At 64.0% G+C, this 14,946-nt stretch carries 16 protein-coding genes; 15 read left to right on the top strand and 1 reads right to left on the bottom strand.

Features of this window, described 5'->3' with window-relative positions:
* Positions 1 to 19: 19 nt before the first annotated feature.
* From G5S35_RS17740 to G5S35_RS17805, 15 genes are all read left to right on the top strand, one after another.
* The gene (locus G5S35_RS17740; RefSeq protein WP_183039325.1) at positions 20 to 1,048 is read left to right on the top strand and encodes a S24 family peptidase; all 1,029 of its coding nucleotides are present in this window, start codon (positions 20 to 22) and stop codon (positions 1,046 to 1,048) included.
* Positions 1,049 to 1,615: 567 nt separating this feature from the next.
* Positions 1,616 to 1,750, top strand: coding sequence for a hypothetical protein (locus G5S35_RS40010; RefSeq protein WP_272904510.1), 135 nt, complete (start codon positions 1,616 to 1,618; stop codon positions 1,748 to 1,750).
* A 21-nt stretch (positions 1,751 to 1,771) separates the two neighbouring features.
* Positions 1,772 to 1,933: a hypothetical protein gene (locus tag G5S35_RS17745; RefSeq protein ID WP_183039326.1), complete on the top strand. Its 162-nt coding sequence runs from the start codon at positions 1,772 to 1,774 to the stop codon at positions 1,931 to 1,933.
* Between the two features lie 84 nt (positions 1,934 to 2,017).
* The gene (locus G5S35_RS39485; RefSeq protein ID WP_237181437.1) at positions 2,018 to 3,550 is read left to right on the top strand and encodes a DUF7666 domain-containing protein; all 1,533 of its coding nucleotides are present in this window, start codon (positions 2,018 to 2,020) and stop codon (positions 3,548 to 3,550) included.
* Positions 3,531 to 4,469 carry a beta clamp domain-containing protein gene (locus G5S35_RS17755; RefSeq protein WP_183039327.1) on the top strand — a complete coding sequence of 313 codons (939 nt, stop codon included), beginning with the start codon at positions 3,531 to 3,533 and terminating at the stop codon, positions 4,467 to 4,469. Before G5S35_RS39485 ends, G5S35_RS17755 begins: the two co-directional genes overlap by 20 nt.
* A 10-nt stretch (positions 4,470 to 4,479) precedes the next feature.
* Complete coding sequence (locus G5S35_RS17760; protein ID WP_183039328.1) at positions 4,480 to 4,812, top strand: hypothetical protein; 333 nt, start codon at positions 4,480 to 4,482, stop codon at positions 4,810 to 4,812.
* Positions 4,813 to 4,888: 76 nt separating this feature from the next.
* Positions 4,889 to 5,833, top strand: a complete 945-nt coding sequence (locus G5S35_RS17765; RefSeq protein WP_237181438.1) for a hypothetical protein — start codon at positions 4,889 to 4,891, stop codon at positions 5,831 to 5,833.
* Positions 5,817 to 6,344, top strand: a complete 528-nt coding sequence (locus tag G5S35_RS17770; protein WP_202035010.1) for a hypothetical protein — start codon at positions 5,817 to 5,819, stop codon at positions 6,342 to 6,344. The genes G5S35_RS17765 and G5S35_RS17770 overlap by 17 nt, the downstream gene beginning before the upstream one ends.
* A gap of 26 nt (positions 6,345 to 6,370) precedes the next feature.
* On the top strand, positions 6,371 to 6,970 hold the full coding sequence (locus tag G5S35_RS17775; protein ID WP_183039330.1) for a hypothetical protein: 600 nt from the start codon (positions 6,371 to 6,373) through the stop codon (positions 6,968 to 6,970).
* Between the two features lie 27 nt (positions 6,971 to 6,997).
* Positions 6,998 to 8,422 carry a DNA cytosine methyltransferase gene (locus tag G5S35_RS17780; RefSeq protein ID WP_183039331.1) on the top strand — a complete coding sequence of 475 codons (1,425 nt, stop codon included), beginning with the start codon at positions 6,998 to 7,000 and terminating at the stop codon, positions 8,420 to 8,422.
* A gap of 20 nt (positions 8,423 to 8,442) precedes the next feature.
* Entirely contained in the window at positions 8,443 to 9,702 is a 1,260-nt protein-coding gene (locus tag G5S35_RS17785; RefSeq protein WP_183039332.1) for a Lar family restriction alleviation protein, read from the top strand.
* Entirely contained in the window at positions 9,692 to 10,267 is a 576-nt protein-coding gene (locus tag G5S35_RS17790) for a hypothetical protein (RefSeq protein WP_183039333.1), read from the top strand. The genes G5S35_RS17785 and G5S35_RS17790 overlap by 11 nt, the downstream gene beginning before the upstream one ends.
* Positions 10,264 to 10,653, top strand: a complete 390-nt coding sequence (locus tag G5S35_RS17795; protein WP_183039334.1) for a DUF4031 domain-containing protein — start codon at positions 10,264 to 10,266, stop codon at positions 10,651 to 10,653. Before G5S35_RS17790 ends, G5S35_RS17795 begins: the two co-directional genes overlap by 4 nt.
* Positions 10,650 to 10,862 (top strand): excisionase, encoded by a 213-nt coding sequence (locus G5S35_RS17800; RefSeq protein WP_183039335.1) that lies wholly within the window; start codon positions 10,650 to 10,652, stop codon positions 10,860 to 10,862. The genes G5S35_RS17795 and G5S35_RS17800 overlap by 4 nt, the downstream gene beginning before the upstream one ends.
* Positions 10,849 to 11,973 carry a tyrosine-type recombinase/integrase gene (locus G5S35_RS17805; RefSeq protein WP_183039336.1) on the top strand — a complete coding sequence of 375 codons (1,125 nt, stop codon included), beginning with the start codon at positions 10,849 to 10,851 and terminating at the stop codon, positions 11,971 to 11,973. Before G5S35_RS17800 ends, G5S35_RS17805 begins: the two co-directional genes overlap by 14 nt.
* 356 nt (positions 11,974 to 12,329) lie before the next feature.
* Here the strand turns inward: G5S35_RS17805 and G5S35_RS17810 are convergent, their stop codons facing one another.
* Positions 12,330 to 14,705, bottom strand: coding sequence for a tetratricopeptide repeat protein (locus G5S35_RS17810; RefSeq protein WP_183039337.1), 2,376 nt, complete (start codon positions 14,703 to 14,705; stop codon positions 12,330 to 12,332).
* Positions 14,706 to 14,946: the final 241 nt, after the last annotated feature.

Genomic DNA, 14,946 nt, shown 5'->3' on the forward strand with positions numbered 1-14,946 from the left:
GTGACAAGGAGCAAATGCTATGAGTAGCATGTGCTACCTTCCGGGTATGAATGACCTTGAGCTGAACAAACTCCGCGCGAAGCTTCTCCAGGCCGCGATTGATCGGGCTACGGACGGCAATGTCAGCGCGTTCGGCCGCAGACTTGGATACAAAGACGGCGCCTTCGTGCGCCAGATGTTGAATGGCTCGCGCCCCGTAACAGAAAAGACGATCCGGCAGATCGAGGCCATTCCCGGCCTCAAGGGCTGGTTCAATTCCACAATGGCCGCGCCGGTCGCCGACACCGAGCACAAAAGCTCCGAGGCTGATGCAGTAAGTACACAAGAAAACGCCCCGTTGATCGGCCGCGAGCCGAAACAGGCAACCGATAACCTTGATCCTTCGGGGTACACGGTGGCGCAGCGCGTCGCAGCGGCTCTCGCGGACAAAGTCGGCCCCGCCGAGTTCGCATCGGTAATTGGCATCAGCATCGATTCCGCAACCGATTGGCTCAACGGGGTTGGCGCCGAGCCGACGCTTGTGCACCTCGTGAAGATGCAGGAGTCTTACGGGGTCAATACGGTTTGGCTCGCGAAGGGGAAAGGCGATCCAGGCGTAGCAATTCGCTACAACGACGACTGGAAGCCGATTCCGATCACGAATTGGAGACCTATACCGGTGGTGGGCAATGCGCAATTGGGTGACGACGGTCTATTTGTCGACCTCGAATACCCCGTCGGTCACGGCGACGGCTACGTCGATTTCCCCTCGAGGGATCCCGGCGCCTACGCGCTCAAATGCAAAGGTGACTCGATGCGCCCACGCATTCAGCCGGGCGAATTTGTGATCGTCGAACCCGATCACCCCTACGAACCGGGCGACGACGTTCTCGTGAAGTCGACGGACGGCCGGGTCATGGTCAAGCGCTACCTTTACAAGACGCCCGGGCGTCTCTACCTCGTTTCCGTCAACGACAAGCACGAGCCCATCTCGATTCCCGACGAAGACATCGAAAAGGTGCATTTCGTGCGCGCCATCTGCCGACCGTCGGCTTGGCGCCCGGACTAAATTCCATCGCATCTGAAGATGCTGCCCAAAATTTTTTTGGGCAGTAGCAGCCACGCCCTCGAATAGTAGCGTTTGCTACTTGCAATGCTTCGTAGCGTTTGCTACTATCATTCTCAAGCGCTCCCCAAGAGCGCCCAGCGTCAGAAGTGGGCTGATCTCAGCGCGTTGCTAGACAGTGCTCTGTACTCAGCCCACCTCTCACCACCCTGCTGTGATCGCTGGAGTGAGAGATGAATGCACGTAAAGCCCTGCGTCGTGCCGCTGCGAAGTCCCTTGATGGACATTGCCGGTTCGTCGCGTATGTGGGTCATTCAGTAGTAGTCCTCACTCTCTCCGATCTCGCCCGGTGCCCTGTGGCACACATCCAATTCGCCTTCTCGGGTGGTCGCTTAATCGCCCCGCGAGGCCTGGAGAACGAGAGATGAATCGAATCCCTTGCGATAACGCCCTCCTCGCTGCATGCGACGAGTTCTACGGCCGCTTGACGCGCGCGGCCGGCGTGGCGCTCCTCGGAGCTGGTGTCGGCGTGTTCTGGTACGTGCTCGTCGGCCTCCGCGCAGGTGCTTGATGAACGTCATCAAGCTCGGCCTGCGTTACATCGCCGCAATCATCGCTGTGCTCGCGATCATGCTGATTCAGTCGCAAATCGACGATCGCCAGAACGCAAGCACAACTTCTTGCTCGACGCGTAGCTGCGTCTAATCCCGGAAAGGCTCACCAATCATGGACATCATCGGTTGGATTTTCTTCGCAATCCTTATGAGTGTGTTTCTCGGCGTGCTGCTCGGGAAGTTCCTCAAGTGGTCTTTCGGTGAGCCGATCAGTCGCGTCGGGCAGAAGTCGCAGGAATCAGCGGACGAGGCATATCCGCACTGGTACGAGTAAAGGTTCCGCGGCGCGGGGAGGCTCCTGCGCTGTGGCGTGTTTGACCGGCGCCCTCATGGGCCGGTCCTTTTTCGAGAGACATCCATGAGCAACGAGAACGGCCCGATCCAGACGTTCAAGGGCTTTGACGAAAACCTTCAATGCCGCGGCTTCCAATATGAAACCGGCAAGGAATACGTGCACGAAGGTGACGTGAAGGCCTGCGAAGGTGGCTTCCACGCCTGCGAATACCCGCTTGACGTTCTGCGCTACTACGCGCCGAACACGAGCCGATTTTTCATGGTCGAGCAGAACGGGACGATCAGCCGCCACGGCGAAGATTCGAAGGTCGCCAGCTCGCGCATCAAGATCGGCGTCGAGATCGGGTTGCCGGGGCTGATCAAGGCCGCGGTCGAATACACGATGAGCCGCGCGAAGCCCGTCGATCCGAATTCCCCAGCCTACTCCGTCGACGTCAATGGCGCAGCCACGGCGAGCGGCACCCGCGGCGCAGCCACGGCGAGCGGCACCCGCGGCGCAGCCACGGCGAGCGGCACCCGCGGCGCAGCCACGGCGAGCGGCGACAGCGGCGCAGCCACGGCGAGCGGCGACAGCGGCGCAGCCACGGCGAGCGGCTACAGCGGCGCAGCCACGGCGAGCGGCGACAGCGGCGCAGCCACGGCGAGCGGCTACAGCGGCGCAGCCACGGCGAGCGGCACCCGCGGCGCAGCCACGGCGAGCGGCTACAGCGGCGCAGCCACGGCGAGCGGCACCCGCGGCGCAGCCACGGCGAGCGGCGAGCGGCGACAGCGGCGCAGCCACGGCGAGCGGCGACAGCGGCGCAGCCACGGCGAGCGGCGACAGCGGCGCAGCCACGGCGAGCGGCGACAGCGGCGCAGCCACGGCGAGCGGCTACAGCGGCGCAGCCACGGCGAGCGGCACCCGCGGCGCAGCCACGGCGAGCGGCGACAGCGGCGCAGCCACGGCGAGCGGCGACAGCGGCGCAGCCACGGCGAGCGGCGACAGCGGCGCAGCCACGGCGAGCGGCGACAGCGGCGCAGCCACGGCGAGCGGCGACAGCGGCGCAGCCACGGCGAGCGGCACCCGCGGCGCAGCCACGGCGAGCGGCACCCGCGGCGCAGCCACGGCGAGCGGCACCCGCGGCGCAGCCACGGCGAGCGGCTACAGCGGCGCAGCCACGGCGAGCGGACGTCATTCGACTGCGTCCGCAACCGGATTCGATGGCCGCGCGCGCGGCATCGACGGCGCCGCCCTCTTCCTCGTCTACCGCGACGAAAAATCGGACGGGGACGATTTCGGCCGGATCCTGCATGCCCGCGCCGCCATCGTCGGAAAGGACGGCATCAAGCCCGACACCTGGTATTCGCTCGATGCGAGCGGCTCGATTGTCGAGGCCGACTAATCGCTCCGGCGGCTCCCCCGAGCCGCGGCTTTAAGGGTGCTGGCCCGGCCCTTCTTTTTCGAGACAAGCATGATCGAGATCCAATCATCCACGCTGAAAGAAGCGCTCAAACAGGTCGGACCCGCCATCGACCGGCGCTCTGTCATCAAGGCGTTTCAGTGCGTCCGACTGCGCATCGACGGAACGCAGTTCGAAATGATCGGCGGCGGCACTGAAGGCCAGGCAACGCATCGCGCGGCGCTCGAATTCCCTGTCTCTGAATCGCTCGACGTATGCGTTGAGGCAGACCGCCTCGCGCCTCTGCTCGCGGTTGCAAACGATTCGGTGTCGATCACCATTCAGAAGAACGAGCGTGTGAAGTTCGCGACGTCCTCCTACAACGTCGCCATCCCGTCGCTTCCGGGCTCGGTATTCCCGATGGTCAAGGCAGACGATCAGATCAAGGCATCCACGGACGTCAGCGGCATTGCTGGCCTGATCAGCGGCGTGCTGTTTGCGGCGAACCCGCGCGACATTCGCGAATTCTGCCGCGGCGTATGGATCGAGTCCGATGGCGAGCAGATCAGCGCGACGGCAACGAACGGAAACGTGCTCGCGACGGCACAGGCGCCGATGGCGGCCGCGTCGTTCGCCGTGCTGATCTCGACGGATGCGGCGGAAATGCTCGTTGCGCTCGATCCCCGAAACATCACCCTCACGGACGCCCATTTCACCGCCTCGAACGGCGCGACAGATCTCGTAATCAAGCCGATGTCGTTCAAGCCCGTGGACTGGCGCAGGACGCTTCCCGACCCGAAGAACTCGATCACGTTCGAGGGCGCCCCGCTGCGCGACGCAGTCTCGATGTACCGCCACTACGGAGACAAGATCGGCGGTCTCCGTTTTTCGACTGAGGGCGAGGAATGCACGCTCGAAGTCGTCAACACGCAGAACGACGCGACCGTCGATCTCGACGTCGAGTTCAGCGACGAAGAGTCCACCTTCAACTTCGCATTCATCGGCGCGCAGCTCTCGCAGATCCTCCAGCGCGCACCCGACGAGAAAGTCACTTTCTTCTGGAATGCCAGCAACCCGCGCGCGTTCCTCGTTCAAAACGGCAACTGGCGCGGCGTTATCTCGCCGCTCACCGTCTAAGGAGCTTGAAATGCAACTGAACCTCCAGGCAGCAAGCAAGCGCGCGGCGCGCGCCGCGAAACGTGGCGATGTTCGTGCAGCGGACGCCGCTGAACTCAATTACATCAAGGGCAATGTGCCGCTGTTCTCGCGCCGCGCCGACGACGTCGTGCCGGGCTCGTGCAGCCGCCTGTGCCGCGGCGCAGGCGCGAACGGCGAGACGCTTCTCGAATGGCAGTTGCCGAGCGGCAATGTCGTCTATTCGGACATGGATGCGAACGTGCTGCCCGAGTACGAGGACGACGCGTGCGCGATGCTCCTGAACCTGAATCCGGGTCGGGTCTTCGATCTGCTTCCTGCCTGACCTGACCATGCCCATGCGCGCTTACCCGGCATTCCTCGCAGTCGCGGCTACCGTGACTGCGGCTTGCCTCTCGATCATGGCTGGCTGGCAGCGTGGCGGATTCCTCGCCGAGCGCGTGCTGTGGATCGCCGTCGGCGTCGTGCTCGTCGTCGCGGCCCATCTGCTGCCCGCGCTGGTCCGCGCTCACGGCTGGCGCGTGCGCGCCGTCGGCGCCCTGCTCTGGATTGGCTGCATCGCCGCGACGTGCTACGGCCATGCCGCCTTCTTTCTGATGGCGCAGAAGCATGCGGGTGAACTGCGCGCCGCCGCGGTGCCGGCAGTCACGGCAAAGGGACGCGGTATGGCCGAGATCGCACGTGACCGTGCTGACGCAGTAACGCGACTGGCCCGCACCAATGCGCGTCGCTGCGTCGAACCCTGTATGAGCCTGCGCGCCGAGCGCACCGCCGCTGCTGCGCGACTGGATGCGCTCGACGTGGAGCGCGACGAAGCTCGCCGCGCCGAGGCCGCGCAGGATCGCGCCGCCGCCGAGCGCGCCGCAGCCCTGGCTGATCCCGTGACCGGTGCTCTGACCGCCTTCGGCGTGACGGCGCCGCGCGCGGAACTCGTGACCGGACTCGCCTTCGCGGGCGTGCTTGAGGCGGTCGCGTGCTTCGCCTGGCTGCTCGCGCTGCGCCCGGCTGACGTGACTCGCGGCGTGACTGAATCGCCGGTAACGCCCGCCCAGCAAGGCGGTAACGCGGTCACGGTCGCATCGGTAACGACCAGCGGTAACGCGGTCGCGCCGGTCATGACCGGCGTGGAATCGCCCAACGCCGTCGCACCGATGCTCGAACTCCCGGTGGTCGAGCAGGCCGCCGACGAGTCACCCGAAGAGAAGATCCGCCGCTTCGTCGTGACCGCCCAGACCGAAATCGCCGCCGGCGCGCTGCGCCCGACGGTCACCGAAATTCAGAAGCGCTTCCGCTGCAGGCAGTCCATCGCATCGGCAGTCCGCAAGCAACTTGAACCGCAAACGTGAGACGACTATGAGCAGATCTGGATATACCGACGAAGACGACGACAACACCGGCGGCCTGTGGCGCGGTGCGGTGATGACGGCCATTCGTGGCAAGCGCGGTCAGGCGGCGCTTAAGGAACTCGCCGCCGCGATGGATGCGATGCCTAACAAGACGCTCGGCGCTGAATCGCTCGTGACCGCCGACGGACAGTTCTGCACGCTCGGCGTGCTGGGGAAAGCCCGCGGCATCGATATGGCTCCCCTCGATCCCGATGACTGGGAAGCCGTCGCCGCCGCCTTCAACATCGCCCCGGCGATGGCTCGCGAGATCGTCTACGAGAACGACGAAGGGCTGCGCACATACGACTGGGTCGATGTCGTGATCTGCGGCCCCATGCGCCGGAATCGGTACTACGAGCGCCATGAGCGCACTGTGCGCGTCGACATTCCCGAATCGATTCTGGGCCCACAGCGCTGGCAGCGCATGCGCAAGTGGGTCGAACGCAACATCGCCAAGCCCAAAGCAGCTTGAACCCCAACCGATTGAGTGAGACGAGCATGAGCGACAACGTAATTTTCATCATCGAGAGCGGGAAGGCGCTCGATCTCGTGAAGCACCACATCGCGGAAAAGCAGCGCGTCGCGCGCGCAAACCGTGACCTTCTCAAGGAACTGGGCGTCGAGGATGCTTGGATCAGCCGTGACGACGGCACCGTTTTGCGAGTTCGATTCAAGAGCTCGATTCACCCTCAATTCACGAAAGCCGACAAAAACGGCAGCCGCCCGAAGAAGGGTACCGACTGGGCGAAGCGATTCGAAGCCCAGAAAGGTTACGCAAATCAGTCCAGCGTGATCGCAGACGCGTTCGACGTTCCACTGTCGATCTCATATGGGAAACCCGGTAATGCGACCGGATGGCGCTGCATCGGCCTCCCGCTTTGCGAATGCGGGTTCCTCTACTTTGGCGAGAACGGCCCGTATGCGCTTTGGGTGCCGGACGTAGAAGCTGAGGCGGAATCGGACAGGGCGAAGGGCTATGAGGTCGCTGAGCCTGCGGCGAGTTTCCGACTCGAATTCGATGGATGCCGCCGGATTTCGCGCGAGGAATGGGAATTCATGGTCGCAAAGCACAACCTCGAAAAGGCGCGCGCCGCCTGACTCCCCACCCGTAACCGGCATCTAGATATGAACCTTGAATTCGGATCAGTGTGCAGCGGGATCGAAGCGGCAAGCGTCGCGCTGCACCCGCTCGGCTGGAAAGCTGCGTGGCTCTCCGAAATCGCCGCATTCCCCGCGTCACTGCTTGCGCACCATTACCCCGACGTCCCGAATCTCGGCGACATGACCAAGATCGCTCGCGCAATTCTGACCGGTGAAGCCGCAGCGCCTGACGCGCTTATCGGCGGCACACCGTGCCAGGCGTTCAGCGTCGCAGGCTTGCGCGAAGGCCTCGCCGACGAGCGCGGCCAGTTGACTCTCGCATACGTGAGGATTTTCGATGCAATTGACTATATTCGGCGACGCGCCGGAAAGCGACCCGCCATCTGCTGGTGGGAAAACGTCCCCGGCGTTCTCTCGTCCAAAGACAACGCGTTCGGTTGCTTCCTTGCTGGACTTGCCGGAGAAGATCGCGAGCTTCAGTCACCAGGGGCGAAATGGCCGAACGCTGGTGTTGTCGTTGGACCCACGCGCACAGTCGCGTGGCGAGTCCTCGACGCCCAATATTTCGGAGTGGCCCAACGCCGCCGCCGTGTGTTCGTTATCGCAAGTGCTCGAAAGGACTTCGATCCCGTCAAGGTACTTTTTGAGTTCGACGGCATGCGCCGGGATTCTGCGCCGCGCCGAGAAGCGGGGCAAGAAGTTGCCGGAACCCTTGCAGCGCGCACTGACGGCGGTGGCTTCCCCGGTTCCGACGAAGCATGCAGCGGATACGTCCAGCCCGTCGCCAGCACCGGAGATGTGTCTCACTGCTTGAACGCCGGCGGAATGGGGCGGCAGGACTTCGAGACTGAAACTCTTGTCGCGCAGTCACGCGCGATCGCATTCGACGCGCGCCAGCACCCGGTATCCAGCGAGCACGTGTTCGGCGCGCTCGGCTCATCGCATCCGCAAGCGCAAGCAGTGTGCATTACGGGCGACATCACGCACACGCTCAAGGCCGAAGGCTTCGACGCGAGCGAAGACGGCACGGGCCGTGGCCAGCCGATCGTCGCATCCGTGGCGCTGCGCGGGCGCGAAGGCGGCGCGACCGCTGAGCTGGGCGGCGACGTGGCTGGGTGCCTGCGCGCGAGCGGTGGCGGCGGCGACAAGCCGCATGCGCTCATCGACATGGCCGTGCGTCGCCTCACTCCGCGCGAATGCGAGCGCCTGCAAGGCTTCCCTGATGACTACACGGCGGTGCCGTGGAACGGCTGGCGCGCGATGGATGAAAGCGAGACGCCAGAAAGCTGCCGCGCCGAAGGCCTGGAAATCCGCCAGACCGCGAAGACCGGAAAGTGGCGCGTCAAGGACGTTGACGGCCCGCGCTACAAGGCGCTCGGCAACAGCATGGCTGTGCCCGTCATGAACTGGATTGGCCGCCGAATCGAAATGGTCGAAGCATCCGCCTAACACGAGACACGAGGATAACGATGGACAACCAACTGAAGCCGTGCCCGTTCTGCGGCAGCGATGACACCTACACCGACTCCGCGCTCGGCAAACGGCAAGTGCTCTGCAACGCCTGCGAAGCCGCTGGACCGACCGAGGAAACCGACGACGAAGCAATCGCGTCGTGGAATCGACTCGCCGCTCCCGTCGCCCCTGCTGCGGTAGCGCCGAGCGTCGATCTCGATTCCGCGCGGGCGGTCTGGAACGAATGGCTCCAATTGCGCGGTACGGACATTGATTTCAAATCTCCGAAAGTTGCGGTCGAACTCGTGCGGTATGCGATGGGCCGCGCCGCCCCTAAGCCTACCGTCGCCGCAGATGCGGCAGCGCCGAGCGATGAGCGTTCCGACGCGCTGTGTGATGCGCACTATTCGCGTGGCCTCCAGGCTGGTTTTTCGCTCGGCCAGATGGACGACAACGAGGGTCTGCGCAAGGCACTGGAGTCGCGCGAAGGCTATTTGAAGGTGCTACGCGAGACCAGTTCGGCCGCGCAGCCCGACGAGCGCGCGGCGTTCGAAGCGTGGATGCTCACTGGCGAGCTAGACCTCACGCCGAACCTCGAACGCGACGGCGAGTTCTACGGCGAGTTCTGCACGCAGCGTGCATGGCGGGGATGGCAAGCCCGCGCGGCAGCACCAAGCCAGGTTGGCCGCCGAGGCGATGATTTGTTTGACCGCATGCTCACCAACAAAGCTACTACTTCGCCGTTTCATGCCTGGTTCAAACAGGCGTGGAATGCGTACGAAGATAAACCGATCACGAACCCGATCACCGCGATGGCTTGGGCTCTCAAGTGCTGGGAGCATCTGCAGGGGGACCGTGCGGCAGCACCGCAAGCAGCGCTGACGGATAAACAGATCGTTGAATTTTGCGCAGATTTCTGCAGCGCAAATGATATGGACCCGCGCACAGAAAATCGCATGGCGTACGCTCTACGCGCGCTTATCGCAGTCGCCCCTGCACGCACGAGCGACGCAGCGCGCGAATTGACGGCCGATGACGCAGATATGGTCTGGCACGCTGAGGACGGCGAGACGTTCTTTCACACCATCGATGACGCTGTCGACTACGAAGTTGATCAGGCATGGCCTACGACTGGCCCGCTTGAGCTGAAGCTTTCTCTCGGGAAAATAATCCCCGCAGCCACCGTTCGAATTTTCAACATCACCGAGAACGGTCACGAGTGGGAAATCATCGACGCCGCCCGCAAAGCCGAGATCGGAGGCAGAAATGGCAGCTGACAAACCGAAATGCGATTGCCTCAATGATTGCGGTGATGATCGCCAGCGCATTGATAGCGGCGAAGTCGAGCCGTGCGATTACTTCAAGCATTGCGTGGCAGAGCGCGAAGCACGCGCGGCCGCTGCGCGCGCGAGCGCTGCCGCAGTCCGCACGCTCGAAGCGAAAGGCTACACCTACACTGACGGCGCCCAACAATGGCGCCCACCGCTAGGCAAACCGCCAGCCTGGGTGGCGTACGACACCGATGCTGCTCGCGACGTGCTTGCCGAGCGTGCGCGGCAGGTGAGCGGCGAAGGATGGACGCCGGAGCATGACGATGAGCATGACAGCGGGGAAATGGCCGACGCGGCAGCCGCCTATGCGCTTCACGCTTCCGGATGGACCGAGAGTATGCCGCGCGAGGTGTGGCCCGCAGACTGGTCGCAGACGTGGTGGAAGCCCACCACGCCGCGGCGAAACCTCGTGAAAGCCACCGCGCTGCTAATCGCTGAGATCGAGCGCATCGACCGTGCCGCCCGCAAAGCCGAGATCGAGCGCAGCGGTAGCGCGGGAGGTGAAGCGTGACCGTCTACGTCGACGACATGTACCTCTATCCGCTCGGCGAGTTCAAAACGCCTTCTGGCCGCGTCATGAAGATGTCGCACATGGTCGCTGACACGCGCGAGGAATTGCTCGCGATGGCGAAGGCGATCGGCGTGGCCAAGAAATACCTGCAGAAGTCTGGCAGGCACACCGAGCACTTCGACATCTGCAAGAGCTATCGCGACAAGGCGATCAAGGCAGGCGCCGTCGCAATCACCATGCGCCAGTGCAGCGCCATGTGTGTGCGCCGGCGCGAAACCGGATCGCTTGGCGCGCCAGACGAAGCGTTCGCCGCGCGCGCCGAAGGTAACCGCGCACCCATAGACGTGCACCAAACAAACCTGCAACCCGATGGAGGTAGCAATTGAGCGCGCAACTCATCCCCGTGCGCAACTGGGCGCTCGCCATCTTCGGCGACCACCAGCCGCATCGCAACACGCTGTTGAACTGGATCAAGAACGGGCGCATCCGGCCGTTGCCTCGCAAGATCGGCCGCGCCTACTTCTGTCGCCCGGATGCCGAGTACGTCGACCCGGTCGCCGAGAAAATCGAGAGGATGGTGAATGGCCGCCGCTAGGAGACGCATTGCAAGCCGTCGGCAGTGGCCCGACAACCTCTACGTCAACACGAAGGGCTATCTGTGGTTCAGAAACCCCGAGAACGGCGAGACGTTCGGGCTCGGCTATGACTACAAGTCCGCCGCTGCGCAGGCGCGCGCGGCGAATGCCGAGCTTGAGCGACGCAAGGGCGCGACCGGCCTACTGCAGCGCATCGACGGCGCGGACGACTCATTGACGCAGTTCTGCGATGAGTACGAACGCATCTATACCGAGCGCGGCAACACTCGTAAATCCGTGATGACCGTGCAGACATATCTGCGCACGATCAAGAGAGCACCTTTCGCAAAAGACGCCATCTCGAAGATCACGCCAAAGCAGGTCGCCGACTACATCGCAGCAGAAGAGAAGCGCGTGAGCGGATCGCATAGCAGCCAGATCCAAACGCGCCTGATCGACATTTTCAACGAGGCGATCGGAGCGGGGAAGCTCGAAGCCGGTAAGAACCCGGCTATCGCAATTCGCCGGCGCAAGTCAGTCGTGAAGCGCGAGCGCCTGAGTCTCGACGAATTCAAGCGCATTGTCGCGAAGGCTCGCGAGAACGTCTCGATGTCGTGGGCGTCGCGCGCGTTCCTGCTAGCGCTGCTCACCGGCCAGCGGCGCGAGGACATCAAAAAAATGCAGTTCGCCGACGTCAAGGACGGCTTTCTCTGGGTCGAGCAATCGAAGAGCAAGGGCCAGACGAAGCTGAAGATACCCGTGACGCTCGGCCTAGCCGCGCTGGGCGGCCTAACGATCGACGACGTAATCCGCGAGTGCCGGGACTCGATCCTCTCGAAGCACGTCATTCATCACGTCGTGAGCAAGGGCACTGCGAAGCCAGGCGATAGCCCGAAGCTTGGCGGCTTCACGACGGCGTTTGTGAAGTTCCGCGAGCTGGCTGAAATCGAAGCGACGCCGGGGAAAACGCCGCCATCGTTCCATGAGATTCGATCGCTCGCGGCCCGGCTTTATGGCGATGAGCGCGGAGCAGATTTCGCCCAAGCACTCCTCGGCCACAAAAACGCGCAGATGACGGCGCTCTATCGAGACAGCCGCGGAACCGAATGGAGCGAGGTCAAAACCGGGTAGTTTTTTTTGGATAGATTTTGGATTAGTTTTGAACCACCCAGAAAAAACCCTTTTGCTTCAATTCGTTACTAAATACAGAACCATCGGATACGGATGGATCGGTTATCGCTCACTTGCGCTGGCATTCCGGCTGGATCACTCGCGGGAGCCGGGCGGCGACGCGGCCCGGCAGCTTGCAGCCCGACGGTGCGGACTGAGTGTTTAAGATTCTACTGTATATTTATACAGCACGCTGGAGGCGCGCCTGCCCGCCTCCAAGGCTCGTTTGTGGCTCGTCAAGCCGGCCAAATGGCCTACGCCGTTTGCATCGGCGCGGGCCGGGACGGCTCAGCGCGCCGCGCCGGACCGTAGCCAATTCAGCCGCGCGCTCGCGTCCATTCGCGCCACATCGTCTCGTAAGCAGACTCCATGCCGCGCGCAAATCGCGCGCCATCCATCAGCGGCGACGCCTCCATCCGCGCCCGCAAGCTCGCCCGCAGCGCGGCCAGACGCGGCAGATCGTTGACGAGCGCGGCCACGGTCTCCACGAACGCCTCGTCGGAAAAAGCGGCCAGCTCATCGAGACCCAGATTCGCCAGTTGCGACAGCCCCGCCCGTCCGGCGCAGGTCGTGCCAACGCGCGTGACCACCGGCACGCCCATCCACATCGCGTCGAGGCTCGTGGTGTGGCCGTTGTACGGCAGCGTATCGAGCGCCAGATCGATCTCGTGCCAGGTGCGCAAATAGGCGTCGCGCGGCTGGAACGGCACGAAACGCACGCGCGCGGCGTCGATGCCGTGACGCGCGAGACGCGTCAGCAGACGTTCGCGCGCCTCGCCCTGCGCGGCCATCAGCAGCAGACGCGCCTGCGGCAAGGCCGCGAACACGCCGGACCACAGCGCGAGCGTTGCCTCCGTGAGCTTGCACGGATTGTTCAGGCTGCCCAGCGTGACCTGCCCCGTTTGCGCGGCGGGCAGCGCGTTCACGGCGGGTTCTTGCGCAAGCGGGTCGTAGCACCAGAACGTGTCAGGCAGACGCAGCGTGCGTTCGGTGTAGTGGCGGTCGTGCATCGCAGGTTCAGCCTGCGGATCAAGATGCGGGTCACTGAGCCGATAACCGATCGCATCGAGCCCCGTGGTGCCGGGATACGCGAGCCACGCGACCTGCACCGGCGCCGGCTGGCGCGCGAACAGCAACGGACGGCCATCGGCCATGTGCATCGCGAGATCGACGAGAATATCGATGCCGTCCGCCTGAATGCGCGCCGCGAGCGCGGCGTCGTCGAGCAGACGCACGTCGTGCCAGTGGTCCACGTGTGCCGCGAGTTGCGCCGTGGTGGCGTCCGCGCGCACGACGCTCGAATACGCGTGAATCTCGAAGCGGCTTCGATCGTGATGCGAAAGCAGCGGCGTCATGAACAATGCCTGGCAATGCTCACGAAAATCCGACGACACATACGCGATGCGCAGACGCCGCCCCTGCGCGCTGCGCGGCGCGTGCGCGATACGTTCGGCACGCAGCGGCGCTTCGTGTTGCGCGGCGAGGCGGCGCGCTTCGGCCGCGATCTCCTCGCCATCGAAGGACTGGAACGACAGCGCATAAAGCAGATTGCTGTGCGCGGTGAGATTGCGCGGATCGCTCGCCACGGCTTGCCGGAAGCAGGCCACGCCGTCGTCGAGTTCGCCGCAATCCTTGAACACGTTGCCGAGATTGTTGAGCGTCGGCGAATGGTGAGGCGCGAGCGCGAGCGCCTGGCTCAACAGCGCGCGCGCGGCGTCCTGGTGCCCGAGCGCGCGGTGCAGATTGGCCGCGTTGTTACAGGCATCGACGAAATCGGGCCGCGCCTTCAACGCCGTGTCGAATGCGTCCATCGCGGCCTTGTGCTCGCCGAGTTCGCGGCACACGTTGCCGAGATTGTTCGCGGCCTCCGCATGCGCGGGATCGATCGCCAACGCGCGCCGATACTGCGCCTGCGCCTCGCGCCGCTGCCCCAGCGCGTGCAGCGCGTTGCCGTAGTTGTAGGCCGCCGGCGCGAAATCCGGCGCGAGCGCCACCGCGCGGGCGAGCACGTCCGCGGCTTCCTGCGCGTGCGCGTCGTCCATCAGCAGCGCGCCGAGATTGACAAGCGCGGCCGCCGAATCGGGCGCGACCGCCACGGCCTCGCGCAGCAAGGGCAGCGCCTGCGCGTGCTGGCCTTGCGCTTGCAGCAAGGTGCCGAGATTGGTGAGCGCATCGGCATTGCCCGGCTGCGCCGCGAGCGCGCGCGCGTATGCGGCCTGCGCGAGCGCGGGTTCGCCGAGCAGACGGCGGCAGTTGCCGAGGTTATTCAGCGCGTCGGCGCGCTGCGGATCGCGCTGCGCGACGCCTTCCCAGGCGAGCGCCGCGTCGGACACTGCGCCCTGCGCCTGCAACGCGCTGGCGAGGCCGAACCAGTGATCGGCATCGGCGGCGTCTTCGTCGATCAGGCCGCGATAGACCGATGCAGCCTCGGCATGGCGCTGCGCGAACGCCAGCGCCTGCCCGAGCGCCTCGCGATACCGCCGGTTGCCCGGCTCGACTTCGAGCGCTTTCGTCAGCCGTTCGATAGCGTCCTGAAAGCGATTTTCCTGAATGCCGATGACCGCGAGCCGGAATTGCGCGGCGCCATGCGCCGGATCGAGCGCGACGATCTGCAGGTAGAGGTCCCGCGCCTGCGCGAGATGGCCCGCAATATGCTGTTCATGCGCGCGCTGAAAAAGTTCTTCGGTCTGCATCCGGGTAAGCCAGTCGAGGTGCGATCCCCCGATTGTAATCGGACGCCGAACCGGTTCCTGAATACGCCGGAATTCGCCTTTTCAGAACCCGCCATTTAATTCGTCATCCGATTTAATTTCCCATTTCATTTCCTCGTCCATTCCCTTCGTTAATAAACATCGCATGCCCATTTCAATGATTTTTATTCGATAACGCATGCGCAAGCTCAACGCATCGCACCGCGCTTTTCGGCACACTGAA

The organism is Paraburkholderia tropica (assembly GCF_014171495.1).
Lineage (GTDB): Bacteria > Pseudomonadota > Gammaproteobacteria > Burkholderiales > Burkholderiaceae > Paraburkholderia > Paraburkholderia tropica.